Origin of the sequence: Thermus islandicus DSM 21543, from assembly GCF_000421625.1 — a bacterium.
Taxonomy (GTDB): domain Bacteria; phylum Deinococcota; class Deinococci; order Deinococcales; family Thermaceae; genus Thermus; species Thermus islandicus.
In genome coordinates this window covers 209,556-232,075 of sequence record NZ_ATXJ01000002.1, presented here as the reverse complement: position 1 = coordinate 232,075, position 22,520 = coordinate 209,556, and the positions used below count along the sequence as shown (strand labels likewise).

Annotated in this window: 20 protein-coding genes and 1 pseudogene; 12 read left to right on the top strand and 9 right to left on the bottom strand. The window is 69.3% G+C overall.

All coding sequences use genetic code 11. The features are described from left to right. Positions 1-9 precede the first annotated feature (9 nt). From H531_RS0103670 to acnA, 7 genes and pseudogenes are all read left to right on the top strand, one after another. The gene (locus H531_RS0103670; protein ID WP_022798009.1) at positions 10-444 is read left to right on the top strand and encodes a MarR family winged helix-turn-helix transcriptional regulator; all 435 of its coding nucleotides are present in this window, start codon (positions 10-12) and stop codon (positions 442-444) included. Further along, positions 437-1,702, top strand: coding sequence for a TolC family protein (locus tag H531_RS0103665; protein ID WP_022798008.1), 1,266 nt, complete (start codon positions 437-439; stop codon positions 1,700-1,702). The genes H531_RS0103670 and H531_RS0103665 overlap by 8 nt, the downstream gene beginning before the upstream one ends. Continuing rightward, positions 1,699-2,688 (top strand): TolC family protein, encoded by a 990-nt coding sequence (locus H531_RS0103660; RefSeq protein WP_022798007.1) that lies wholly within the window; start codon positions 1,699-1,701, stop codon positions 2,686-2,688. Before H531_RS0103665 ends, H531_RS0103660 begins: the two co-directional genes overlap by 4 nt. Positions 2,689-2,691: 3 nt before the next feature. Beyond that, on the top strand, positions 2,692-3,873 hold the full coding sequence (locus H531_RS0103655; RefSeq protein WP_022798006.1) for an efflux RND transporter periplasmic adaptor subunit: 1,182 nt from the start codon (positions 2,692-2,694) through the stop codon (positions 3,871-3,873). Continuing rightward, a complete protein-coding gene (locus tag H531_RS0103650; protein WP_022798005.1) occupies positions 3,870-7,172 on the top strand; it encodes an efflux RND transporter permease subunit in 3,303 nt (1,100 codons plus the stop codon). Before H531_RS0103655 ends, H531_RS0103650 begins: the two co-directional genes overlap by 4 nt. Further along, a pseudogene (locus H531_RS12780) lies at positions 7,169-7,888 on the top strand (alpha/beta hydrolase); the annotation flags it as partial. The gene H531_RS0103650 and the pseudogene H531_RS12780, both read left to right, overlap by 4 nt. Positions 7,889-8,019: 131 nt before the next feature. Further along, entirely contained in the window at positions 8,020-10,725 is a 2,706-nt protein-coding gene (gene acnA, locus H531_RS0103640) for an aconitate hydratase AcnA (RefSeq protein ID WP_022798003.1), read from the top strand. Positions 10,726-10,789: 64 nt separating this feature from the next. Here acnA and atpD read toward each other — a convergent pair whose 3' ends face one another. The 9 genes from atpD to H531_RS0103595 are packed head-to-tail and all read right to left on the bottom strand — an operon-like array spanning position 10,790 to position 19,122. Next, positions 10,790-11,419: a V-type ATP synthase subunit D gene (atpD, locus tag H531_RS12775; RefSeq protein ID WP_022798002.1), complete on the bottom strand. Its 630-nt coding sequence runs from the start codon at positions 11,417-11,419 to the stop codon at positions 10,790-10,792. A gap of 10 nt (positions 11,420-11,429) precedes the next feature. Then, on the bottom strand, positions 11,430-12,866 hold the full coding sequence (locus H531_RS0103630; protein WP_022798001.1) for a V-type ATP synthase subunit B: 1,437 nt from the start codon (positions 12,864-12,866) through the stop codon (positions 11,430-11,432). A 9-nt stretch (positions 12,867-12,875) separates the two neighbouring features. After that, complete coding sequence (locus H531_RS0103625; protein ID WP_022798000.1) at positions 12,876-14,612, bottom strand: V-type ATP synthase subunit A; 1,737 nt, start codon at positions 14,610-14,612, stop codon at positions 12,876-12,878. 12 nt (positions 14,613-14,624) lie between these two features. After that, positions 14,625-14,939: a V-type ATP synthase subunit F gene (gene atpF, locus H531_RS0103620; RefSeq protein WP_156860450.1), complete on the bottom strand. Its 315-nt coding sequence runs from the start codon at positions 14,937-14,939 to the stop codon at positions 14,625-14,627. 2 nt (positions 14,940-14,941) lie between these two features. Beyond that, positions 14,942-15,913 carry a V-type ATPase subunit gene (locus H531_RS0103615; protein WP_022797998.1) on the bottom strand — a complete coding sequence of 324 codons (972 nt, stop codon included), beginning with the start codon at positions 15,911-15,913 and terminating at the stop codon, positions 14,942-14,944. A gap of 3 nt (positions 15,914-15,916) precedes the next feature. Beyond that, on the bottom strand, positions 15,917-16,480 hold the full coding sequence (locus H531_RS0103610) for a V-type ATP synthase subunit E (protein ID WP_022797997.1): 564 nt from the start codon (positions 16,478-16,480) through the stop codon (positions 15,917-15,919). A 60-nt stretch (positions 16,481-16,540) separates the two neighbouring features. After that, on the bottom strand, positions 16,541-16,840 hold the full coding sequence (locus H531_RS0103605) for an ATP synthase subunit C-like protein (RefSeq protein WP_022797996.1): 300 nt from the start codon (positions 16,838-16,840) through the stop codon (positions 16,541-16,543). A gap of 12 nt (positions 16,841-16,852) precedes the next feature. After that, on the bottom strand, positions 16,853-18,811 hold the full coding sequence (locus H531_RS0103600; protein ID WP_022797995.1) for a V-type ATPase 116kDa subunit family protein: 1,959 nt from the start codon (positions 18,809-18,811) through the stop codon (positions 16,853-16,855). After that, the gene (locus H531_RS0103595; protein ID WP_022797994.1) at positions 18,808-19,122 is read right to left on the bottom strand and encodes a V-type ATPase subunit subunit G family protein; all 315 of its coding nucleotides are present in this window, start codon (positions 19,120-19,122) and stop codon (positions 18,808-18,810) included. The genes H531_RS0103600 and H531_RS0103595 overlap by 4 nt, the downstream gene beginning before the upstream one ends. 101 nt (positions 19,123-19,223) lie before the next feature. Between H531_RS0103595 and H531_RS0103590 the strand changes: the two genes are divergently transcribed. From H531_RS0103590 to H531_RS0103570, 5 genes are read left to right on the top strand one after another with little or no spacing between them, the layout of a single operon-like run. Then, on the top strand, positions 19,224-20,375 hold the full coding sequence (locus H531_RS0103590) for a 23S rRNA (cytosine(1962)-C(5))-methyltransferase (RefSeq protein ID WP_022797993.1): 1,152 nt from the start codon (positions 19,224-19,226) through the stop codon (positions 20,373-20,375). Between the two features lie 46 nt (positions 20,376-20,421). Beyond that, a complete protein-coding gene (locus tag H531_RS0103585) occupies positions 20,422-20,631 on the top strand; it encodes a DUF3248 domain-containing protein (RefSeq protein WP_022797992.1) in 210 nt (69 codons plus the stop codon). Next, positions 20,628-21,005, top strand: coding sequence for a DUF3809 family protein (locus H531_RS0103580; protein ID WP_022797991.1), 378 nt, complete (start codon positions 20,628-20,630; stop codon positions 21,003-21,005). The genes H531_RS0103585 and H531_RS0103580 overlap by 4 nt, the downstream gene beginning before the upstream one ends. A 21-nt stretch (positions 21,006-21,026) precedes the next feature. Then, complete coding sequence (locus H531_RS0103575; protein WP_022797990.1) at positions 21,027-21,701, top strand: metal-dependent hydrolase; 675 nt, start codon at positions 21,027-21,029, stop codon at positions 21,699-21,701. Beyond that, positions 21,694-22,515 carry a serine/threonine-protein kinase gene (locus tag H531_RS0103570; RefSeq protein ID WP_028490624.1) on the top strand — a complete coding sequence of 274 codons (822 nt, stop codon included), beginning with the start codon at positions 21,694-21,696 and terminating at the stop codon, positions 22,513-22,515. Before H531_RS0103575 ends, H531_RS0103570 begins: the two co-directional genes overlap by 8 nt. The last annotated feature ends 5 nt before the right edge of the window (positions 22,516-22,520 follow it).

Sequence of the window (22,520 nt, the reverse complement as noted above, 5' to 3'; positions counted from 1 at the left end):
TTAAACCATATGAACGGTCCTCCTGCCCCCGCCGTCAAGGAGCTCGCCCAGCTCGCGTACGCCCTGATGCACGCCCTCTTCCAGGAGGCCAAGGAGGCCTTCGCCACAGAGGGCCTCTCCCTGCAGCAGGCCCACGCCCTCGCCCTGGTGGCCCAAGGGGTGCGGCTGCCCTCGGCCCTGGCGGAGTGTTTGGAGGTACGCCCCTCCCAGGTTTCCCACCTCCTTGCCGCCCTCGAGGGCGCAGGCCTCCTGGAGCGCGCCCCGGACCCCAAGGACCGCCGGCGGGTCCACCTCCGCCTGACCCCCCACGGGGCGGCAGCCCACGAGCGGACGGCCACGGCATGGCTAAGGGTCTTCGCCCGCCGCCTGGCCCGGCTGGAGCCCGAGGAGCTGGAAACCTTCCTGAGGCTCATGCGGAAGCTCGCGGAGGCCGGGCGTGCGTAGGCTCTTCCTCCTCCCTTTCCTCCTCCCCGCCCTGGCCCAGGGCGCCCTGGCCCCCCTTGCGGAGCATCCCCTGAAGCGCCAGGCCGAGGCCCTCTGGCTCGCGGCAAGAAAGGCCCTGGAAGCGCAGGCTGGGCCCCTAGCCCTCCAGGTGCAGGGCCAGTACGGCCGCTTCGGCTACGCCTGCACCCCGGAGCGGCTCTGCTCAAGCCTCCCCGGCACCGCGGGCAGCCTGAGCCTCAGCCTGGTGCTTACCCCCTTCCCCTTCGGGGACGTGGAGGACGGGGTAGAGCGGGCCCGGATCGGCCTACGGCGGGCGGAGCTCGCCTACCGGAAGACCCTGGCCGCCCTCCAGCTCCAGGCGGTGGTGGCCTACGGGAACTACCGCCAGGCCCTCCTGGGGCTACAGATTGCGGAAAAGGCGCTGGAGCTCGCCGAGAAAAGCCTGGAAGCGGCCCGGAGGCGGCAGGCCAACCCCAAGGAGCTAAGGGAGGCGGAGCTCGGCCTGGAGGAGGCCCGAAACCGACGGGACGAGGCCCGGCGCAACCTGGAGCTTTCCCGGAGGGCCGCCCAGGGGCTGGTGGACCTGGAGGCCCCCCTGCCCGGGATCCCCCCGCCCCGGGGAACCCTGCCCCTGGGCGTGGAGGAGGCGCGGCTTGGGGTGGCCGAGGCCCAGGTGGGGGTGCGGGCGGCGCAACGGGCCCTCCTCCCGACCCTGCAAGGGAGCCTCCTCCTCTACCCCTCGGACCACGACACCCTGGCCTTGAGCCTCTCCAGCCGGACCCTCCAACCCACCCTCTCCTACTTGCGGCAAGACCCCGCAAGGCCGCCCTCGGTCGTCCCCAACGCCGGGAGCTACCGGACCAAGGAGGAGCTCCGCCTCTCCCTCACCCTCACCCTCTCCCCGGGGCTTCTCGCCTCCCTCGAGGCGGCCCAGGCCCAGGAACGGGCGGCCGAGGAGGCCCTCAGGGCGGCGGAGGACCAGGCCCGGGTCCAGGAGGAAAGCCTCAAGGGGGCCGTCAACGCGGCGGAGGCCGCCTGGGCCCTGGCCGAGAAGCGGCGGGAGGCGGCGAAGAAGGCGCTGGAGGAGGGCCGGAAGCGGCTGGAACTGGGCCTGGAGAGCCCCCTCGGCCTCCTGCAACACGAGCTCGCCCTCCTACAGGCGGAGCTTGTTCTCCTGCAGGCGGAGTACGCTCTCAAGCGGAGTGTTTTGGAACTATATCAGTTTTATGGGGAGATCCTCCCGGAGGTGAATCCATGAACAACCCCAAACGGCAAGACGGGCGATGGGCGCTGGCCCTTGGGCTCCTCCTGGGCCTCGCCCTGGCCCAGCCCCTTCCCCAGGCCCTGAAGAAGGCCGCCGCACTCCCCCCCGTGGTCACGGCCCGGCTGGACCTCGAGGGGCGGCAGAGGGACCTGGAGCGCACCCTTCAGGACCCCCTGCGCACCCCTCTCTCCGAGCTCCAGGCCCGGCAGGCCTTGGCCCTCGCGGAGGCCAAGTACCAGAGGGCCCTGGCCCAGGCGGAAAGCGACCTCGTCGCCGCCTACACCCAGGCCCTGGAGGCCGGGGTTCAGGCGCGCCTGGCGGAAAAGGCCCTGGAGGTAGCCGAGCTCGCCCTGAAGGCCGCCGAGGTGCGGGTCAGGGGGGGCGGGGCCACTTCCCTGGACCTTCTGGAGGCCCAAAACCGGGTGCTGGAGGCGAGGAAGAACCTCGAGGCCGCAAGGCGGGGCCAGGAGAGCGCCCAGAGGGCGCTGGAGAACCTCCTCGGCCCTTGGAAGCCCGAGCCCGTGGCCGAGCTGCCCCCCCTGCCGCAGAAGGCCGTGGTGGAGGACCTCCTGAAGGCGCACGCGGACCTCCTCCAGCTCCGGCAGTCCCTGGAGCTCCTACGCCTGCAGCGGGGCCTTCTGGACGAAAGCTTCGCCCCCAGGAAGGACATAGAGGCCCTGGAGGACCAGATCAAGGCGGTGGAGACCAACCTGGACAACCTGGAACGCTCCCTCAGGGTGGGCCTCGAGGCCCGCTACGCCCAGCTCCCTTCCCTCCTCCAGGGGGTGAAGGCGGCGGAGGAGGCCTACAAGGCGGCCCGGGAGCGCTACGCCGCCGAGGAACGCCGCTTCCAGGTGGGGCTTACCAGCCGGCTCGCCCTCCTGCAGCAGGAGCTCGCCCTCCTGCAACAGGAGCTCGCCCAGGCCCAGGCGCGGCACGCCTACCTCAGGGCCTACTACGGCCTTTTGGCCTCGAGGTGAGGCATGCGGCGGGCCCTTTTCCTCCTTCCCCTCCTCCTTTTCGCCTGCGCCCCCAAAAGGGCCGAGGCCCCGTCCCCTAAGGCCCCGGAGAGCCTCCGGGTCCAGGTGCGGACGGTGGAGGCCAGGTGGGGCGTGCTGGAGCGGGAGGCCAAGGCCTCCGCCACCCTGCAGGCGGAAAAGGACAGCCTGGTGGCCGCCGGGGTCCCGGGCCGGGTGGTGCGCACCCTCTCCCCGGGGGCGCGGGTCGGCCCCGGGGAGGGGGTGGTCTTCCTGGACCCTGCCCCTTTTGAGGAGGCCTTGGCCCAGGCCCGCCTGGGCCTGCGCCAGGCGGAGGCCAACCTGGTGCGGGCAAGGAACCAGCTCCTGGGGAGCCGGAAGACCCTGGAGGCCCAGCTCCAGGCGGCGGAGGCCCAGCTCCAGGCGGCGGAGAGGCGGTACCAGGAGGGCAGGGCCCTCCTGGAGGCGGGGGCGCTGGCCCCCCTGGAGCTAAAGGGCCTCGAGGCCCAGTACCGGCAAGCCCAAAGCGCCTACGAGAGCGCCAAGGAGGCCCTAGCCCGACTGGAGAGGGCCGAGGACGTGCGGCTTTTGGAGCTTCAGGTGGAGGCGGCCAGGCTCCAGGTCCGCCAGGCGGAGCGGAACCTGAAGGAGAGCGTGGTCCGGGCCCCCTTCGCCGGGGAGGTGGTGGAGGTCTTCGTCAAGGAGGGAGAGTTCCTGGGCACGGGAAGCCGGGCCTTCCGCCTGGCCACCACCGACCGCCTCCTGGCCAAGGCCTACCTGCCCCCCGAGGAGGCGGCCCGCCTCACCCGAAAGACCCCCTTCCTCCTTCGGCAAAGCGGCCGGGAGGTGGGGGCCGCCCTCCTCCGCAAGGCCGACCTCCCCGGCCAGAACCGCCTGGTGGAGGTGGTGCTGAGGCCCGAGGGCCCCCTCACCCCCGGCCCCGCGGAGGTGCGCTTCCGGGAGCGGGTGGCCGAGGGCGTGCTCCTGCCCGCCGGGGCGGTGGCCACCGAGGACGGCCAGGGGGTGGTCTACGCGGTATCCGGCGGCAAGGCGCGGCGCATCCCTGTGCGCCTTTTGGCCCAGGAAGGCGACCGGTCGGTGGTGGAGGGTCTAAAGCCGGGCACCCCGGTGATCTACCCCCTCCCCGAAGGGCTTAGGGACGGCGACCCCGTGGAGGTGGTGCGGTGAGGACCAACCCCTTGGTGGCCTTCTTCGTGGAGCGCTTCGTCTTCGCCACCGCCATCTTCGTGGGGCTTGTTTTGGTGGGCCTCCTGCTTGGGCTTGGGCTCGGGGTGGAGCTCCTGCCCCGCTTCAGCGTGCCGGTGGTGGCGGTCTCCACGGCCTACCCCGGGGCAGGCCCCGAGGAGGTGGCGGAGCAGGTCTCCAAGCCCCTCGAGGACGCCCTCTCCACCCTAAGCGGGGTGAGCACCCTGGGCTCCACCTCCACCGAGGGCTTCAGCCTGGTCTTCGTGGAGTTCCAGCAAGGGGTGAACGTGGACCAGGCCGCGGTGGAGGCCAGCCAGAAGGTGGCCGCGGCCCGCGGTGCCCTCCCCAAGGACGCCTCGGCCCCCGTGGTGCAGAAGTTTGACCCCTCGGCAAGCCCCATCCTCTACGTGGCCCTCGAGGCCCCGGGAGAGGACCTGGCCCAGGTGCTGCGCTACGCGGAGCGCCAACTCAAGCCCAAGCTCCAGCTGGTGCCCGGGGTGGCGGACATCCGCCTCACCGGGGCCCCTAGGAGGGCCATCCGCGTGCTTCTGGACCCCGACCGCCTAGAGGCCCTGGGGGTCACCCCGGGCCAGGTGGTCCAGGCCCTCTCCGCCTCGGCCCTCAACCTCCCCCTGGGGAACCTCAACCTGGAGGAGCGGCGCCTGGTCTACACCCTGCGCGCCACCCCGGCCCGGGCCGAGGAGGTGGCGGGCCTCCTGGTGGACCCGGGCCGGGGCCTCAGGGTGCGGGACGTGGCCCGGGTGGAGGAGCGGGCGGAGGAGGCCTCGAGCCTGAACCGGGTGAACGGCCGCCCCGCCGTCCTCCTCGCCGTGCTCAAGACCCCGGACTCCAACGCCGTGGCCGTGGCCGACGGGGTGCGGCGGACCCTGGCCCGAACGGCCCTGCCCCCGGGCTTTCGGGCCGAGGTGGCCCTGGACAGCACGCGCTTCATCCGGGCCGCGGTGGTGGACACGGTGAAGGAGGCCTTCCTCGCCGCCTTGGCCGTATCCCTGGTGGTCCTCCTCTTCCTGGGGAAGCTGAACTCCGTCTTCTCCGTGATCCTGGCCATCCCCATCACCCTCTCGGGGGCCATCCTCCTCTTCGGGGTCCTGGGGTTCACCTACAACCTCATCAGCCTCCTCGCCCTCACCGTGGCCGTGGGCATCGTGGTGGACGACTCCATCGTGGTGGCGGAGAACATTGACCGCTACCGGAGGGCGGGCCTCGGCCCCAAGGAGGCGGTGCTGAAGGGCGCGAGCGAGGTGAGCGCCGCCGTGGCCGCGGCCACCCTAAGCCTCCTCGCGGTTTTCCTCCCCATCAGCTTCCTCCCCGGGCTCATCGGCCAGATCTTCCAGCAGTTCGGCCTCGGCATGGCGGCGGCCATCGCCGTGAGCTGGCTCGAGGCCCTCCTCTTCCTCACCGTGCGGCTCGCCTACTTCCCCGACCCCGACCCGCCCAGCTTCCGAGAGGCCCTGAAGGCGGCCCTCCTCCTCCCCAAGGACCTCGCCTGGGCCTACCGCAGGGGCTTCCGCACCGCCATGGGGCTCTTCCTGGGCCTCACCCTGGCCCTCCTCCTCTCCCGCCAGGGCCCCCCGTACCTTCTCCTCCTCGCCCTCTACCCCGCCCTTCTGGGCCTCGGGCGCTATTTGGGCCGCCTCCTCCTGGACCTCTTTGGGGCCCTGGCCCGCCACCTCCACGAAGGGGTGGAGAGGGGGCTTAAGCGGCTCACCGAGCTCTACGCCCGGGCCCTAAAGGGGGTTCTGGCCCGGCCCTGGGGGGCCCTTGGGCTCGCGTTTCTCCTCTTCCTCTCCCTCTTCCCCATCCTCCCGAGGATCCCCTTCAACTTCACCCCCCGGGCGGACACCGGGGTCCTCACCGCCACCCTCCTCCTCCCCAAGGACACCCCCCTCCTCGTGGCCGACCGGGCGGCGCGGATCCTGGAGGCCTACCTCCTGGCCCAGCCCGCGGTGAGCCGGGTGGTGACCACGGTGGGGGCCAGCGCCACGGGAGGGGTCCAGGTCTCGGACCCGAGCCGGGTGCAGCTACAGATCGTCCTCAAGCCCAAGGGGGAGCGCCCCGACATCTTCCACCTGGCCGAGCGCTTCGCCGAGGAGGGCAAGGCCCTCCTCCAGGGCTTCCCGGGAGCCGACCTCCGCGTGCTCGCCCAGACGGGGCCAAGCCCGGGCGACGCCGACCTGCAGTTCTTCCTCACCAGCCCGGACCGGGCCCTCCTGGAGCGGCGCGCGGAGGAGATCGTCCGCCGCATCGCGCAAAAGCCCTACGTGGCCAGCGTCAAGAGCACCCTCGAGGCCACCCAGCGGGAACGGGTCTTTGTCCCCGACCCGGCGAGGCTTTCCGGCACCGGCCTCACCCCTCAGGACCTGGCCCAGGCCCTAAGGCTTTACCTGTCGGGGACCCAGGCGGCCACGGCGAGGCGGGACGGGGAGGAGCTCGCCATCCTCGTCCGGGCCGACCCGTTGCGCCTTTCCGGGGAAGCCGACCTCCTTTCCCTTCCCGTCTACGCCCCGGCCCTCCAGGCCTTCCTGCCCCTGGGGAGCCTGGGGCGCTTCGTGGAGAAGCCGGGCCCCACCCTCATCTCCCGCCGCAACCAGGCCTACGCCGCCGGGATCAACATCAACCTGCGCCCCGAGGCCCCGGGGAGCCTCCAGGTGCAGCGGGAGCTCGAGGGGGAACTCAGGGCCCAGGGGCTTTTGGGAAACGGGGTGGAGCTCCAGGCCACCGGCCTCACCGGCTTCACGGGAGACCTCCTCCGCCTTGCCCCCCTGGCCTTCCTCCTGGCCCTCGCCCTCAACTACCTCGTCATCGCCAGCCAGTTCAACGCCTGGCGCTACCCCCTCTACCTCCTCCTCCCCGTGCCCTTGGCCCTGGTGGGGGCCTTCTGGCTCACCTACCTCCTGGGGACCGGCCTGGACGTGATCAGCGTCCTGGGGGTGGTGATGCTCATCGGCTTGGTGACCAAAAACGCCATCCTCCTCCTGGACTTCGCCGTGCGGAGGATGCAGGAGATGCCCCTGAGGGAGGCTTTGGTGGAGGCGGCGAGGCTCCGCCTCCGCCCCATCCTCATGACCACCCTCACCGTCCTCATCATCAGCCTGCCCCTCCTCCTCGGCACGGGCGAGGGAGCGGAGTACCGGAGGCCCCTCGGGGTCGTCATCCTAGGGGGCCTTCTCTCCTCCACCCTCCTCACCCTCTTCGTGGTGCCCGCCGCCTTCTACGCCTTTGAGGGCCGCAGGGCCAAGCGGGAGGTGATCCTCACCTGAACCGGACCCTTCTCCTTCTCCTCTTGGGGCCCCTGGCCCTAGGCCTTGGGCTGGTGGGGGCAAGCCGCTACCTCCTCCGGCCCTACCCTGCGGAGGCCTTGGCCCTGGCGGCCCTGCAGGGAGCCCGGGAGACCCCCGAGGCCTTCCTCCTCCTCCCCCCCAGGGCCAAGGCCCTCTTGGCCTTTTACCCCGGGGCCCGGGTGGACCCCCGGGCCTACGCCCCCCTGCTCGCTCCCCTGCGGGAGGCAGGGTACGGCGTGGCCCTCCTCAAGGTGCCCGCGGGCCTGGCCCTCCTCCGCAAGGAGCGGGCCCTGGAGGTGGCCCGGGGCTTCCCCGACCTGCCCCTGGTGGTGGGGGGGCACAGCCTCGGGGGGGTGGTGGCGGCGGAGGTAGCGGCCAGGGAAGGGCTGCCCCTGATCCTCCTTGCCAGCTACCCCGAGGGCGACCTCTCCCGGGAGGGCTTCCCCACCCTGGCGGTCTACGGCACAGAAGATGGCCTTCTGCCCCTAGAGGAGGCGCGGGAGAAGGCCAAGCGCCTCCCCCAGGGGGCGCGGGTGGTCTACGTGGCGGGGCTCAACCACGCGGGCTTCGGGGCCTACGGGGCCCAAAGGGGCGACCGGCCCCTCCGAAGGCCCAGGGAGGCCCTTTGGGAGGAGGTTCGCCGGGAGGTGCTCCTCTTCCTCGAGGGTCTGGGGTGGGAGGCGCCGCCCAAGCCCCTCCCGGTCCTGGGGGTGCGAAGTGCTATAGTGGAAAGCGCCGGGGCGGGCGCCCCCCCTCGGAAGGCTGACTTCCCCCAAAGTCCAAGCGGTGGTCCCTTTTCCCCTAGGGGGAAGGGAAAGGAGGGCTCATGAAGGACAGCTTCCAGACCCTAAAGACCCTGAAGACCCGAAGTGGCACCTACGGCTACCACGACCTCTTGGAGCTAGAGCGGAAGGGCGTGGCGGAGGTTTCCCGCCTCCCCTTCTCCATCCGGGTGATGCTGGAAAGCCTCCTCCGCAACGAGGACGGCTACCAGGTCACCCGGGAGGACATAGAGGCCCTGGCCCGCTGGCAGCCGGAGCCCGGGGAGATCAACGTCCCCCTGAAGCTCGCCCGGGTGATCCTCCAGGACTTCACCGGGGTTCCGGCGGTGGTGGACCTGGCGGCCATGCGGGACGCCATCCAGGCCAAGGGTGGGGACCCGAAGCGGATCAATCCCGTGGTGCCCGCTGACCTGGTGATTGACCACTCGGTCCAGGTGGACGCTTTCGGCACCGCCTACGCCTTCTTCTACAACGTGGAGAAGGAGTACGAAAGGAACCGGGAGCGCTACCTGCTCCTGAAGTGGGCCCAGAAGGCCCTGGAGAACTTCCGGGTGGTGCCCCCGGGCACGGGCATCGTCCACCAGGTCAACCTCGAGTACCTGGCCAAGGTGGTGATGACCGGGAAGCGGGATGGCCTCACCCTCGCCTTCCCCGATAGCCTGGTGGGGACCGATAGCCACACCACCATGGTGAACGGCCTGGGCGTCCTGGGCTGGGGCGTAGGGGGCATTGAGGCCGAGGCGGTGATGCTGGGCCAGCCCTACTACATGCTGGCCCCGAAGGTGGTGGGCTTCAAGCTTTACGGGGAGTTGCCCGAGGGGGCCACGGCCACGGACCTGGTCCTCACCGTCACCGAGATGCTCCGCAAGCACGGGGTGGTGGGCAAGTTCGTGGAGTTCTATGGCCCCGGGGTCTCCAAACTCTCCCTGGCGGACCGGGCCACCATCGCCAACATGGCCCCGGAGTATGGGGCCACCATGGGCTTCTTCCCCGTGGACGAGGAAACCCTGAACTACCTCCGCCTCACGGGCCGCCCCGAGGAGCTGGTGGAGCTGGTGGAGGCCTACACCAAGGCGGTGGGCCTCTTCCGCACCCCCGAGGCCGAGGGGAAGGTCCAGTACTCCGAGCACCTGGAGCTGGACCTAAGCGCGGTGGAGCCCTCCCTCGCCGGCCCCAAGCGCCCCCAGGACCGGGTGCCCCTCAAGGAGGTGAAGCAAAGCTTCCTCGCCCACCTGACCAAGCCGGTCAAGGAAAGGGGCTTCGGGCTTTCCGAGGGGGAGCTTGGGAAAAAGGTCCTGGTGAAGCGGCAGGACGAGGAGTTTGAGCTGGGCCACGGCTCGGTGGTCATCGCGGCCATCACCAGCTGCACCAACACCTCCAACCCTTCGGTGATGCTGGGGGCGGGGCTTCTCGCCAAGAAGGCGGTGGAGGCGGGGCTGGACCGGAAGCCCTGGGTGAAGACCTCCCTGGCCCCGGGCTCCAAGGTGGTGACGGACTACCTGGAGAACAGCGGCCTGCTTCCCTTCCTCGAGGCCCTGGGCTTCCACCTGGTGGGCTACGGGTGCACCACCTGCATCGGCAACTCCGGACCCCTTCCCGAGGACATCGCCAAGGCGGTGGAGGAGGGGAACCTGGTGGTGGCCGCGGTCCTCTCCGGGAACCGCAACTTTGAGGGGCGCATCAACCCCCATGTGCGGGCCAACTACCTGGCAAGCCCCATGCTGGTGGTGGCCTACGCCTTGGCCGGGCGGATGGACGTGGACTTCGTCACGGAGCCCCTGGGCCACGACCCCAACGGAAGGCCGGTCTACCTCAAGGATATCTGGCCTTCCATGGAAGAAATTCAGGAGACCATCCAGAAGACCCTGGACCCCGAGCTCTTCCGCAAAGAGTACAGCCGGGTCTTTGAGGGGGATGAGCGCTGGCAGGCCCTCCCTGCCCCCACCGGGGAGCTCTACCGCTGGGACCCCGAAAGCACCTACATCCAAAACCCCCCCTTCTTTGAGGACCTGGGCCAGCGGGAGGTGAAGGACATCCGGGGGGCCAGGGTCCTCCTGGTCCTGGGCGACTCGGTCACCACGGACCACATTTCGCCCGCCGGGGCCATCCCGGTAAAGAGCCCCGCCGGCCAGTACCTCCTGTCCAAGGGGGTTAAGCCGGAGGACTTCAACTCCTACGGCTCGAGGCGGGGCAACCACGAGGTGATGATGCGGGGCACCTTCGCCAACATCCGCATCAAGAACCTCATGCTGGACGGGATAGAGGGCGGCTACGCCAAGAAGCTCCCCGAGGGGGACATAGACTTTGTCTACAACGTCGCCATGCGCTACAAGGCCGAGGGAACCCCCCTTCTCGTCATCGCCGGGAAGGAGTACGGCACCGGCAGTAGCCGCGACTGGGCCGCCAAGGGCACCTACCTCTTGGGCATCAGGGCCGTGCTGGCGGAAAGTTACGAGCGGATCCACCGCTCCAACCTGGTGGGCATGGGCGTCCTTCCCCTGGAGTTCCTCCCTGGGGAGAACCGGGAGACCCTGGGGCTTACCGGCTACGAGACCTACGACATTCTGGGCCTCGAGGACCTTAGCCCGGGGAAGCTCGTGGAGGTGGTGGCCCGCCGGGAGGACGGCACCGAGGTGCGCTTCCGGGCCAAGGCCCGCCTGGACACCGCCGTAGAGGTGGACTACTACAAAAACGGCGGCATCCTCCAAACCGTGCTCCTTCACATGCTCAAGGAGGCCAGGGCGAGCTAACACCCGGATCCTAAAGACCCCGGGCCTGCGCCCGGGGTCGGTCTTTTCGGAAGGGGGGGCGGCGCTAAGCCCCGGGCTCTTCCTCCCGGGCCTCCATCTTTCCCTTGATGCGCTTGAGGCGGAAGGTGTCCTCCCTTTCCCTTTGCTCCAACACCTGCTGGATGAAGCGGATCTGGGAGCGGATCCCGGGAATGACCACCTGCTCCAGGGCGTTCACCCGGCGGGTGGTCTTCTTGATCTCCTCGCCGATCCGCTTGAGGCGGGTCTCGGTGTTGGCCACCCGGATCAGGGCCTCGGCGTAGCGGCGGAAGGCCCGTTGCGCCTCGAGGGTGTACGTGGGCGTGCCCAGGGGGGAGAGGCGGTCCTCCGGGAAGGCCGCCCTGAGCCTCGGCACCTTGCTCCCCCAGACGTTTTCCACCTCCGCCTCTACTCCCTCGAGGGGGGGCACCCCGAGGGCGGCCCCGGCCACCACCTCCGGGCCGTCAAAGGCCTGGGCCAGGAGGAGAGCGGAGTAGGCCTCCCTCGCCGCCTGGTTCAGCGCCTTCCTGGCCTCCATGGCCTCCCGCACCAGGCCGAAGAACTCCGCCACCAGGGCGTCCCGTTTCTTCTTGAGGAGATCCACCCCCTTCTGCGCCAGGCGGAGCTGCCCCCGCCTCTGCAGCAGGTTCATCCGGGTGGGGCTCACCTGGCTCATCTACCCCCCCTTAGTCCAGGGCCTGGGGCGCGCCCCAGATCTCCTCCAGCTTCTGGCCGTAGTACTTGCCGATGTGGTCCTTGGAAATCCGCTTGAGCTCCCCCTGGGGCAGCATGGAGAGGAGGGCCCAGGCGATCTTCAGGCTCTCCTCAATGGGACGGTTCTGCTGCCCCTGGTTGATGAAGTGCCGCTCAAAGGCGTCGGCGAACTGCAGGTAGCGGCGGTCGTTCTCCGTGAGGGCATCCTCCCCGATGATGGCCACGAGCTTCCTTATGTCCACCCCGTTGGCGTAGGCGGAGTAGAGCTGGTCGGAGACCTGCTTGTGGTCCTCCCGGGTCTTGCCCTTGCCCACGCCGTTGTTCATGAGCCGGGAGAGGGAGGGCAGGGGGTCAATGGGCGGGTAGATGCCCTTCCGGTGGAGCTCCCGGGAGAGCTGGATCTGCCCCTCGGTGATGTAACCCGTAAGGTCGGGGATGGGGTGGGTGCGGTCGTCGTCGGGCATGGAGAGGATGGGGATCTGGGTCACAGAGCCCTTCTTGCCCTGCACCACCCCGGCCCGCTCGTAGATGGTGGCCAGGTCGGTGTACATGTAGCCGGGGTAGCCGCGGCGCCCCGGGATCTCCTCGCGGGCCGCCCCGATCTCCCGCAGGGCCTCGCAGTAGTTGGTCATGTCCGTGAGGATAACGAGGACGTGGTAATCGTGCTCAAAGGCCAAGTACTCGGCCACGGTGAGGGCCATGCGGGGGGTGAGGATCCGCTCAATGGTGGGGTCGTCCGCCTTGTTGAGGAAAAGTACGGAGCGGCTTAGGGCCCCCGTGCGCTCAAACTCCTGGATGAAGTAGGAGAGCTCCCGCTGGGTGATGCCCATGGCGGCGAAGACCACGGCGAAGGGCTCCTCCTCCTCCCCCTCCCCCGAGAGGTCCGGGCGCACCGTGGCCTGACGGGCGATCTGGGCGGCGATCTCGTTGGCGGGAAGCCCCGAGCCGGAGAAGATGGGGAGCTTCTGCCCCCGCACCAGGGTGTTCATCACGTCAATGGTGGAGATGCCGGTCTGGATGAACTGCTCTGGCTTCTTCCGGGCCACGGGGTTCAGGGGCAGGCCCACGATGGGCAGGCGCTTCTCCGGGGTGATGGGGGGGAGGCCGTCAATGGGCTTGCCGATGCCGTTAAAGCGGCGGCCCAGCATCTCCTTGGAGACGCCGAGCCTCGCCACGTCCTCCACCAGGCTCACCGTGGTGGTGGCGAGGTCCAGGCCCGTGGTCTCTTCAAAGACCTGGATCACCGCGTACTCCTCGGAAACCTCAATCACCTGGCCGCCGCGGACCCGACCCGTGCCGTCCCGGATGTCCACGATGGCCCCGTAGGAGAGGTCCTTGGCGTTCTCCACGAAAAGGAGGGGCCCCGAGATGTACGTGACGCCGGTGTACTCCTTCTTCAAGAGGTCCATGCTTCCCTCCTAGGCCAGGGCCTTGAAGGCCCCCTGGATCTCCCTCATGGCCTCCTCAAAGTAGGCGGGGAAGGCCTCCTCGCCCACGTAGCGGGCCCGGCCGATCCGCTCCACCACGGGAAGCCCCAGGACCTCGTCTATGGACACCCCGCGGCGGATGGCCGCCTCCGCCTCCTTGTAGAAGGCGAGGATCATCTTCATGATGCCGTAGGCCTTTCGCATGGAGCAGTAGGCGTCCACCTCGTGGTAGGCGTTCTGCTGCAGGAAGTCCTCGCGGATGATCCGGCCCACCTCAATGACCAGGCGCTCGGCGTCCTGGAGGGCGTCCGGCCCCACCAGCTGGACGATCTCCTGGAGGCCCGCCTCCCGCTGCAAGAGCTCGGAGATGGCGTCCCGAAGCTCGGGGTAGTCCTCCGCCACGTTCTGCCGGTACCAGGGGTCCAGGGCGGAGGTGAAAAGGCTGTAGGAGCCGTTCCAGTTGATGGCGGGGAAGTGGCGGCGGAAGGCCAGGGAGGCGTCCAGCCGCCAGAAGGCGCCCACGATGCGCAGGGTGGACTGGGTGACGGGCTCGGACATGTCGCCGCCCGGGGGGGAGACGGCCCCCACGATGGTCACCGCCCCCTCCTCGCCCCCCAGGGTGATCACCTTGCCCGAGCGCTCGTAGAAGGCGGCGAGCCTGGCGGCGAGGTAGGGGGGATACCCCTCCTCCGCGGGCATCTCCTCGAGGCGGCTAGAGATCTCACGAAGCGCCTCGGCCCAGCGGCTGGTGGAATCCGCCATGAGGGCCACGGAAAGCCCCTGGTCGCGGAAGTACTCGGCAAGGGTCACGCCCACGTAGATGCTGGCCTCGCGGGCGGCCACGGGCATGTTGGAGGTGTTGGCGATGAGGACGGTGCGGTGCATCAAAGGCCCCCCCGTCTTGGGGTCGGTGAGCTCGGGGAACTCCACGAGGACGTCCGTCATTTCGTTCCCCCGCTCGCCGCAGCCCACGTAGACCACCACGTCGGCGTTGGACCACTTGGCCAGGGACTGCTGGGTCACGGTCTTGCCGCTCCCGAAAGGCCCCGGAATGGCGGCGGTGCCCCCCATGGCCACGGGGAAGAGGACGTCCAGGATGCGCATCCCGGTGAGGAAGGGGGTGTTGGGGTCCAGCTTCCTCTGGACGGGCCGCGCCCGCCGCACCGGCCAGGTGTGGTACATCCTGAGCTCGGTGCCGTCCTCCAGGACCACCACCGGCTCCTCCACCGTGTACTCCCCGGCGGGCTTCACCTCCTTCACCCGGCCCCGCACCTCGGGGGGTACCAGGATCTTGTGGGTGAAGCCGAACTCGGGCACCGTGCCCAGGACCATGCCCCCCCGCACCTCGTCCCCGGGCTTCACCTTAGGCGTCCAGGCCCACCGCTTCTCCCGGTCCAGGGCATGGACCACCACGCCCCGGGTAATGTAGATCCCGGTCTTCTCCTGGATGCGCTCCAGGGGGCGCTGGATGCCGTCGTAGATGCCGTTGAGCATCCCGGGGCCGAGCTCCACCGCCAGGGGAAGGCCGGTGGAAACCACGGGCTCCCCCACCTTGAGGCCCGAGGTGTCCTCGTAGACCTGGACGAAGGCGGTGTCCCCGTCCAGGCGGATGATCTCCCCCACCAGCCCCTCGTGCCCCACCTTGCAGATGTCGTACATCCGGGCCCCCAGCATCCCCTTGGCGATCACCGCCGGGCCCGCGATCTTCTGGATCACCCCTTGGATCATCTTCCCTCCATTTTAGAGCTTGATGTCAAAGCCAATGGTCCGGCGCACCAGCTCGCGCATGTAGGCCTCCACGTCGGGGTTTTGGAAGGCCTCCTTCAGCCCCGCGATGGGCAAAAGCACGGGCAGGTCCCTGCCCCGCATGAGGCGCTCCACCGCCCGCTCGGGGTCGGGAAGGAGCGCCTGGTCCACGGCCACCAGGGCGTACACCCCCTTGGCTACCGCCTCCTCCAGGCGGGCCCGGGCCTCCTCGGGGGTAAGGGCGCCGAAGGCCTCGAGGCCCGCGAGCCGGAAGCCCGAGGCGGTGTCGGGGTCCGCGATCACGGCGATCCTCACGGACAGGTCACCTCCTCCTCCACCTGGGCCCGGGGGAGGCCGTAGTAGGCCCGGCGCGCGAGGAGCCTGAGGCGCACGGCCTCCCACTCCCGCTCCTTCACGTAGGCCAAGGCCAGGCCCGCCCCCAGGGGGTCGCTCGCCCCCTTGGCCGCCTCCCTCAGGAGGAGGCAGCGGAGGCGCCGCTCCAGCTCCTTGAGGTCCCGCACCCCGGCCAAAGGAGCAAAGGGAGTCCCGGAAAGCTCATCCAAGACGGCGTAGTCCCCCTCCAGAAGCCGGGCGAAACGGACCCTGTCCACGAAGCGTCCGCCCCGGATGAAGAGGGCCTCCGGGGCCACCTCCTGCCCCTGGAGCTTGAAGGCGGTGCGCAGGTTCTCCCCGTCCACCTCCAGGGAAAGGTAGTCCTTGAGGAAGGCCTCCTCGAGGCCCTTGGCGGCCTTGACCACGTCCTCAAAGAAGCGCTTGGCCACCAGGGCCTCCACCCGGGAGAGGTCCTGGGTCTCCCGGAGCACCTCCCGCAAGGCCCGGGCCAAAGGATGGCCGGGGACGGCCAGGACCTGGGCCATGGCCGCGGCGTCCTGGGCCTCGTAGGCCTGGCGCCAGAGGGCCTCCTTCAGGGTACCCGGAAGGAGGAGCACCTCCTCAAAGGGGCGGCCCGTGGCCTTGGCCCGGAGGACCGCCTGCAGGTTGGCCAGGTCGTGGCGCAGGAGGAGAAGGCGGACCGCCTCCCGCGCCTCCCCCCCCACCAGCCGCGGCAGGTCCCCGAGAAGCCGCGCCTGGGTGCGGGCGATGGCCCGGTCCACTTCGGCCAGGGACTGCCCGGAAAGCTCAGGGCCATAGACGGTCTCGGAGAGAAGGCGTAGGAAGTCGCTAAAGGAAAGGTCCAGGGCCTCCTGGAAGAAGCTCTCCTTGAGGAGGGTCTGCCGCCTCGCCCGAACCCGGGCGTTCAGGTAGCCGAAGTCGTCCGCCATGGCCTAGCCCCAAAGCACCTGGGCCACCCTCGAGGAGAGGGCGTCCCAGGCCCGCTCCAGCCGGCCCTCCAAGGCGTTTTCCACCTGGGTCCTGCCCCCCTTGCCGATGGCCCGCACCCCCAGGCGCAGGGCAGGGTCCGGCTTGAGCTCCAGCTTCCCCTGGGCCAAGGCCTCGAGGTGGGGCAGGTTTTCCGGGTGGGAGGCCAGGGCCTCGGGCTCGGGAAGGGCGGAAAGGGCCTCCTCGGCCAGCTTTCGCACCACCTCGGGCCACTCGGGCCGGGAAGGAAGGTCCCTCAGGGCCGCCAGGACCCGCGCCTTCACCTCGTTAAGCATCTCCCCCCTGGCCTCGGCCCGAGCGGTGGCCAGGAGGAGCTCCCCGGCGCTCTCTGCCCGGCGGAGGGCCGCCTGGAAGGCCGCCTCGAGGGCCCGCCTTCGCCCCTCGAGGAGGGCCATGGCCTTGGCCTCCGCCTCCCGCCTCAAGGCCTCCGCCTTCCCCCTGGCCTCGGCCAGGAGGGCCTGGATCTCCGCCTCCACCTCCTGGCTCAGAATGGCTTCCAGCTTAGACATCTCCCCTCCTTGGGAAAGGGCCAAGCCCGACCTCGAGGGGGGCCTGGCCCGAGAAACGGCTCAGAGCTTGCCGTTCAGGATGAAGGCGATGAGGAGGCCGAAGATCACCAGGGTTTCGGGCAGGAGGAGGAAGATCAGGGCGGTACCGAAGTTGCCCCGGTCCTCAGCGATGGCCCCCACGCCCGCCGCTCCAATCCGGGCCTGGGCCACGCCCGTGCCGAGGGCGGCTAAGCCCACCGCAAGCCCCATGCCCACGGCAATAAGCCCCCGGTCCAGGCCGCCGGAGGCCGCCTGCCCCTCCGCCGCAAAAGCCAGCGCGCCGAACACCGCCACCAACAAGAACACCAAAAGCTTCTTCATCTCTATCCCTCCCTACTGCGTCTCGCGGACGCTTTTGAACGGCCGGTAAGGCCTGCCGTTCTCCTCATAAAACCCGAACTTGGTGAAGAACTCCACCCAGAGGAGACGGATGGGCTGGAGCATGTGCCCCAGGGTGGTGAGGAGGAGGATGAGAAGGTGCAGGGCCCCCGCCACCGCAAGGCCCAGGAGCACGCCCAGAAGGCCCAGCCGCTCCGCCAAGGCGAAGCCCACGTCCGTGAGAAGGCCCGCCAGGATCCCGCCCGCCGCCCCCACGGCGTAGATACGGATGTGGGAGAGGATATGCCCCGCCTGGGTGAAGATCTCCGGGACCATGAGCCAGATGCGGCTCATGAGGACCGAGAGCAGGAAGGCGCCGAACCCCAGGTACATGAGGACCTGCAGCCAGACCGCCTGGAGGTTGCCCAGGTAGGAGGCGGCCAGGGCCAGGAGGCCCACAAGCCCCCCTAGGTACCCTACCCCCTCCCAGAAGTGGGCCATGTGCCGGTGCTTCAGGCCGAGGAAGGCCCTGAGGAGGAGCCCGTAGAAGACCATGACCACGCCGAAGGCCACGGAGAGAAGGATGAGGAGGTTGGCGGTCCTGGCCGTGTCTATCCTGGGAATGAGGATGGGGATGAGGCCGGGGTGCTCGGGGGTGCCGAAGACCCCGAGGCGCTCCAGAAAGGTGCCGAAGAACTCCCCGTAGATCACCCCCCAAAGGGCGGTCCAGAAGACCATCCAGTTCAAGATGTAGACCAGGTGGCGGAGGACCGGGGGCTTGAGCTTGAGGGCAAAAAGGTCAACCTTCAGGGGTTCGTTCCGCCTGGCGTAGCCGGAAAGCCACCGCCCCACCAGGAGGAAGAGGAGGGCGTAGCCGATGTCCCCCACGATCATGCCGAACCAAAAGGGGAAGAAGATGGGGACCACAGGGGTGGGGTCAAAGGAGCCGTACTTGGGGGTGTTGAGGAAACTCACCAAAAGCTCAAAAGGCTTGACCCAAGGGGGGTTATCCAGGGTAACGGGCACCCGGTCCCTTTCGTGGTGCTCGTCCACAGGCTCAAAGGCGTAGACCACCTCGTCCTTGTGCCGGGCGAGGGCCTCCTCCACCCTGGGCTTGGCCTTCACGGGCACGTAGCCCAAGAGGGCAAAGCCAAAGCGGCCCGAGGCCAGCTCCTCCAGCGCCTTCAAACGGGCCACCTCGTCCTTGGCCCGGGTCCAGAGGCTCTGCAGGGTGGAGGCGGCCTCGAGGGCCAGCTTGAAGAGGGCTTGCCGCACCTCGGAAAGCTCCCTGGGCATGGCCTCGGACCGCGCCTTAAGCCGCCTCGCCGCCTCGGAAAGGGGGAGATCGGCGTAGGGCCCGCTCAGGCGGAGCTCGGCCATGCCTGCGCGGGAGAGGGCCGCCTTGGCCGCCTCCTGGTCCCGGCGGTGGACCACCAGCAAGGCGGCGAGCCCCTTGGCGTAGGGCTCTGCGGCCAGGAGAAAGCGGTCCTCCAGGGCCTTTTTCAAGGCCTCCTCCACCAGGGGAAGCTCCTTCTCCGTGAGGAGGAAGGGCAGGACGCGGAAAAAGGGGCTTTTGTCCAGGCCATGGGCCATGGCCGCGAGCTTCTCCAGGGGCTCAAGGTAGGTCTGGGCCAGGGCAAGCTCCTCCTCCAGCTCCTGCCGTTCCCGGGCGAGGCCCTCCGCCTGCCTCTGGATGGGGGCCAAGGCCCCCTCGGCCGCCTCCAGCCCCTCCGGAAAAGGCCTTCCGGGCTCGGGCTCCCGCCCCAGGAGGGCAAGGGTATGCTCCGCCCCCGCGGCCACGGCCTCCCAGCGCCTGAGTTCCTCCCGCTCCTCGGGGGAGAGGCGGTACTCGGAGAGCGCCTCCACCCGCAGGGTCTCCAGATGCACCACCCCCGCCTGCTGGAGGCTCTGGAGAAGCCCCTTGGCCCGGCCCCTGGGCCCGGCCAGGACCAGCTTCTCCATGGGGGCGATCACGGGAGGACCTCCTTCAAGACCAAAGCCGCCGCCTCCTCCAGCCGAGCCCGGGCCCTTTCCCTCACCGCCTCGGCCTCGGCCTCCGCCCGGGCCCGGTAGCGGGCCAGGAGGGCCTCCGTCTCCTTCTGCTCCCTCTCCCGGTACTCGGCCTCCAGGGCCCTGGCCTTGGCCTCCGCCTCCTCCAAAAGGGCCCTGGCCTCGGCCTCCGCCCGCTTCACCAGCTCCTCGGCCTCCTTTTTGGCGGCCTCGAGGCGGGCAAGGAGCTCCCTCTCCTTCTCCGCTAGGGTCCGTATGAGTCCCAGGCCTCCCATCGCCCCTCCCTATGTGAAAAGATGCGCAAATCGCGCCCGCCGGCCATGATACCGGCCATGGGGGCAAGCGTCAACCAACCCCGCCTAAGTATACTTAGGCGGTGCGGATTCTCGTCAACGAGCGCGGCGCCGAGAGGCTCTTAGCCCGCCATCTTTGGGTCTTCCGAAGGGACGTGGTCTCCGGTCCGGAGGCGCCCGGGCTCTTTCCCGTCTACTGGGGGAAGCGCTTCCTGGCCCTGGCCCTTTACAACCCCCATACGGACCTCGCGGTACGGGCCTTTCGCTTTGGCAAGGCCTGGAGGGAGGACCCGGAAGAGGCCCTCCTCGCCAACCTGAGGCAGGCCCTGGCGCGGCGGGAGGAGGCCCTGGCCAAGGAGCCCGAGGGGGGTTGGCGCCTCGCCCACGCCGAGGGGGACCTCCTCCCCGGCCTGGTGGTGGACTACTATGCGGGCCACGCCGTGGTCCAGGCCACCGCCTACGCCTGGGAACCCCTGCTCCCGCGGGTGGCGGAGCTCCTTGGGCCCTACGTCCAAAGCGTCCTGGCCAAAAACGACGCCAAGGCCCGCACCCTGGAGGGCCTCCCCCTCTACGTGCGCCCGTTGCGGGGCGAGGTCCCCGAACGGGTGACGGTGCGGGAGGGCCAGGTGCGCTACCTGGTGGACCTGAGGGGGGGGCAGAAGACGGGGGCGTTTTTGGACCAGCGGGAGAACCGCATCCTGATGGAGCGGTTCCGGGGCGAGCGGGCCCTGGACGTCTTCAGCTACGCAGGGGGCTTCGCCCTGCACCTGGCCCTTGGGTTCCAGGAGGTGCTGGCCGTGGATAGCTCCCAAGAGGCCCTGGCCCGGGCGGAGGAAAACGCCAGGCTGAACGGCCTCCGCTTAAGGACCCTCGAGGCCAACGCCTTTGACCTCCTGCGGGACCTAGAAAAGGCGGGGGAGCGCTTTGACCTCGTGGTCCTGGACCCCCCGGCCTTCGCCAAGGGCAAGAAGGACCTGGAAAGGGCCTACCGGGCCTACAAGGAGATCAACCTGCGGGCCATCAAGCTCCTGAAGGAGGGAGGGACCCTGGCCACGGCGAGCTGCAGCCACCACCTGACCGAGCCCCTCTTCTACGAGATGCTCAAGGAGGCGGCCATGGACGCCCACCGGGTGCTCAGGGTTCTGGAGAAGCGGGGCCAGCCCCCGGACCACCCGGTCCTGCTCAACCACCCCGAGACGCACTACCTCAAGTTCGCCCTGCTGGAGGTCCTCTGAGGGCCAGGCCCCCTTCGCCTCCCCTGGTCCGGGTACACTGAGGGATGTGGAGAAGGACCTTTTGGAAGCCCTAGGCCAGCACCTGGTCTGGCGCATGGGCCGGGCGGAGGAAGAGGAGGTCCTGGTGGTGCGGGTGGGCCTGGCCTCGGCCACGCCCCGCTTTCGGGAGCTCCCCCGCCTCCTGAACCTTCCCGACCAGGAGGCGGCCCGACTCGCCCGGGAGGGAAAGGTGCGGGTGGAGTGGGTGGAAGGATGAGCGCCGGGTTCCAGCTCCTCCTCGGCCCGGGTGGGGCAGGCCCGGAGGGGCTCCCGCTGGAGCTCTCCTGGGACGGGGGGGTGCTCAAGGGTGTCCTGCGGCAGGAAAACCCCGTCTTAGGGGAGATCCGCCTCGCCTTCCAAAGCCGCCTCGAGGGGCTCAGGCTACGCCCCCTCCCCCTTCCCCCTCCCTGCCTGGAGGTGGGAGGAGAGGTCCAGCCCCAAAGGGAGGGGCTTCTCCTCAAGCTGGAGGTGGCCCTGGCCCTCCCCGAAGGGAAGAGCTGGGGAGAAAGGGCCTTTTTCCGCCTACTCCAGGCCGTCTTCTTCCACGCCCTGGAAAAGACCCTTTCCCAACAAAGGGGCGTCGGGGTATAGTGGCGGCAAAGGAGGTGGCGTATGGTGGAGGTGCGGTATCTGGGCCACTCGGCGGTCCTCCTCACGGACGGGAAGACCCGTATCGTCATAGACCCTTTCCTCACGGGGAACCCTATGGCGGCGGCCTCTTTGGCCGAGGTGCAGGCCGACCTCATCCTGGTCACCCACGCCCACGGGGACCACTTTGGCGACAGCGTGGCCCTCTCCAAGAAGGGCGGGACGGTGGTCTCCACCTTTGAGATCGCCACCTACGCGGAGAAGCACGGGGCGAAGAGCCTCCCCATGAACCTGGGCGGCACCTACCGCTTTGCGGGGGGCTGGCTCAAGTGGGTGCCTGCCTGGCACTCCTCTAGCTTCCCCGACGGCACTTACGGGGGGATGCCCATGGGGGTGGTGGTGGAACTTGGGGGCAAGCGCATCTACCACGCGGGGGACACCGCCCTCTTCTCCGACATGCGCCTTATCGGCGAGCTCCAGCTAGACCTGGCCCTCCTCCCCATCGGCGACCACTTCACCATGGGCCCCGAGGATGCCCTGAAGGCCCTGGACCTCCTGAGGCCCAAAAGGGTGGTGCCCATCCACTACAACACCTTCCCCCCCATTCAGCAAGACGGGGAGGCCTTCGCCCGGAGGGCCAAGGAGCGGGGCGTGGAGGGGCACGCCCTGAAGCCAGGAGGGGTGCTGGTCCTTGACTAGCCTGAGGCGCAAGGACTTCCGGCTCTTGATGCTCCTCGGCCTGGGGCAGTCCGCCCAGGTGTACCTGGCCGAGGCCCCCACGGGGGAAAAGGTGGCCCTCAAGCTCCCGCGCAAGGAGGTGCGCCAGGACCCGAAACGGCAGGAGCGCTTCGCCCGCGAGGTCTCCCTTGCCCTCTCCCTCAGGCACCCCTACCTAGTGCGGGGCCTGGCCGGCGTGCCCTTTGGGGAGGAAGCCTTTCTCGCCCTGGAGTACTTCCCCCAGGGGACCCTCGAGGCCCACCTCCTGCAGCGCCCCCTGCCCCGGGAGGAGGCGGTGAAAGCCCTCCTGCACGTAGGCGAAGCCCTGCTCTACCTCCACGAGAAGGGGTTTCTCCACCAAGACATCAAGCCCTCTAACGTGTTCGTGGAGGACGGGGTCTATAAACTAGGGGACCTGGGCACCCTGAGACCCCTTTTAGACCGCACCCCCGAGTATGCGGGAAGCCCCCACTACCTGGCCCCTGAGCTCTTCCTAGGAGGCCTGCCCAGTGAAAAGAGCGAGGCCTACGCCTTTGGGGTAATGGCCTACGAGCTCCTCACGGGGAGGCGTCCCTTCCGGGGCGAAACCCTGGAGGAGATCCGAAACGCCCACCTCTTCCTGCCCCCGCCCCCCACGGGCCTGCCTCTAAGCCTGGACAAGGCCCTGAGGCGGCTTCTGGCCAAGAACCCCGAGGAGCGCCTGGGGGTGAAGGCCTTTTTGGAGGGGTTGCGCCAGGCCCCGGAGGCCACCCCGGAGAGGCCCCAGCCCAAGAGGCGCTTCCGCTTGTGGAGGTAGGGAGG

What these genes read in the sequence shown, in the direction of transcription:
- H531_RS0103580 (WP_022797991.1), top strand. Translation starts at nt 20,628, where the DNA reads ATGAGCGCCGGGTTCCAGCTCCTCCTCGGCCCGGGTGGGGCAGGCCCG.
- atpD (WP_022798002.1), bottom strand. Translation starts at nt 11,419, where the DNA reads ATGAGCCAGGTGAGCCCCACCCGGATGAACCTGCTGCAGAGGCGGGGG.
- H531_RS0103670 (WP_022798009.1), top strand. Translation starts at nt 10, where the DNA reads ATGAACGGTCCTCCTGCCCCCGCCGTCAAGGAGCTCGCCCAGCTCGCG.
- H531_RS0103630 (WP_022798001.1), bottom strand. Translation starts at nt 12,866, where the DNA reads ATGGACCTCTTGAAGAAGGAGTACACCGGCGTCACGTACATCTCGGGG.
- H531_RS0103655 (WP_022798006.1), top strand. Translation starts at nt 2,692, where the DNA reads ATGCGGCGGGCCCTTTTCCTCCTTCCCCTCCTCCTTTTCGCCTGCGCC.
- H531_RS0103610 (WP_022797997.1), bottom strand. Translation starts at nt 16,480, where the DNA reads ATGTCTAAGCTGGAAGCCATTCTGAGCCAGGAGGTGGAGGCGGAGATC.
- acnA (WP_022798003.1), top strand. Translation starts at nt 8,020, where the DNA reads ATGAAGGACAGCTTCCAGACCCTAAAGACCCTGAAGACCCGAAGTGGC.
- H531_RS0103660 (WP_022798007.1), top strand. Translation starts at nt 1,699, where the DNA reads ATGAACAACCCCAAACGGCAAGACGGGCGATGGGCGCTGGCCCTTGGG.
- H531_RS0103605 (WP_022797996.1), bottom strand. Translation starts at nt 16,840, where the DNA reads ATGAAGAAGCTTTTGGTGTTCTTGTTGGTGGCGGTGTTCGGCGCGCTG.
- H531_RS0103625 (WP_022798000.1), bottom strand. Translation starts at nt 14,612, where the DNA reads ATGATCCAAGGGGTGATCCAGAAGATCGCGGGCCCGGCGGTGATCGCC.
- H531_RS0103615 (WP_022797998.1), bottom strand. Translation starts at nt 15,913, where the DNA reads ATGGCGGACGACTTCGGCTACCTGAACGCCCGGGTTCGGGCGAGGCGG.
- H531_RS0103575 (WP_022797990.1), top strand. Translation starts at nt 21,027, where the DNA reads ATGGTGGAGGTGCGGTATCTGGGCCACTCGGCGGTCCTCCTCACGGAC.
- H531_RS0103595 (WP_022797994.1), bottom strand. Translation starts at nt 19,122, where the DNA reads ATGGGAGGCCTGGGACTCATACGGACCCTAGCGGAGAAGGAGAGGGAG.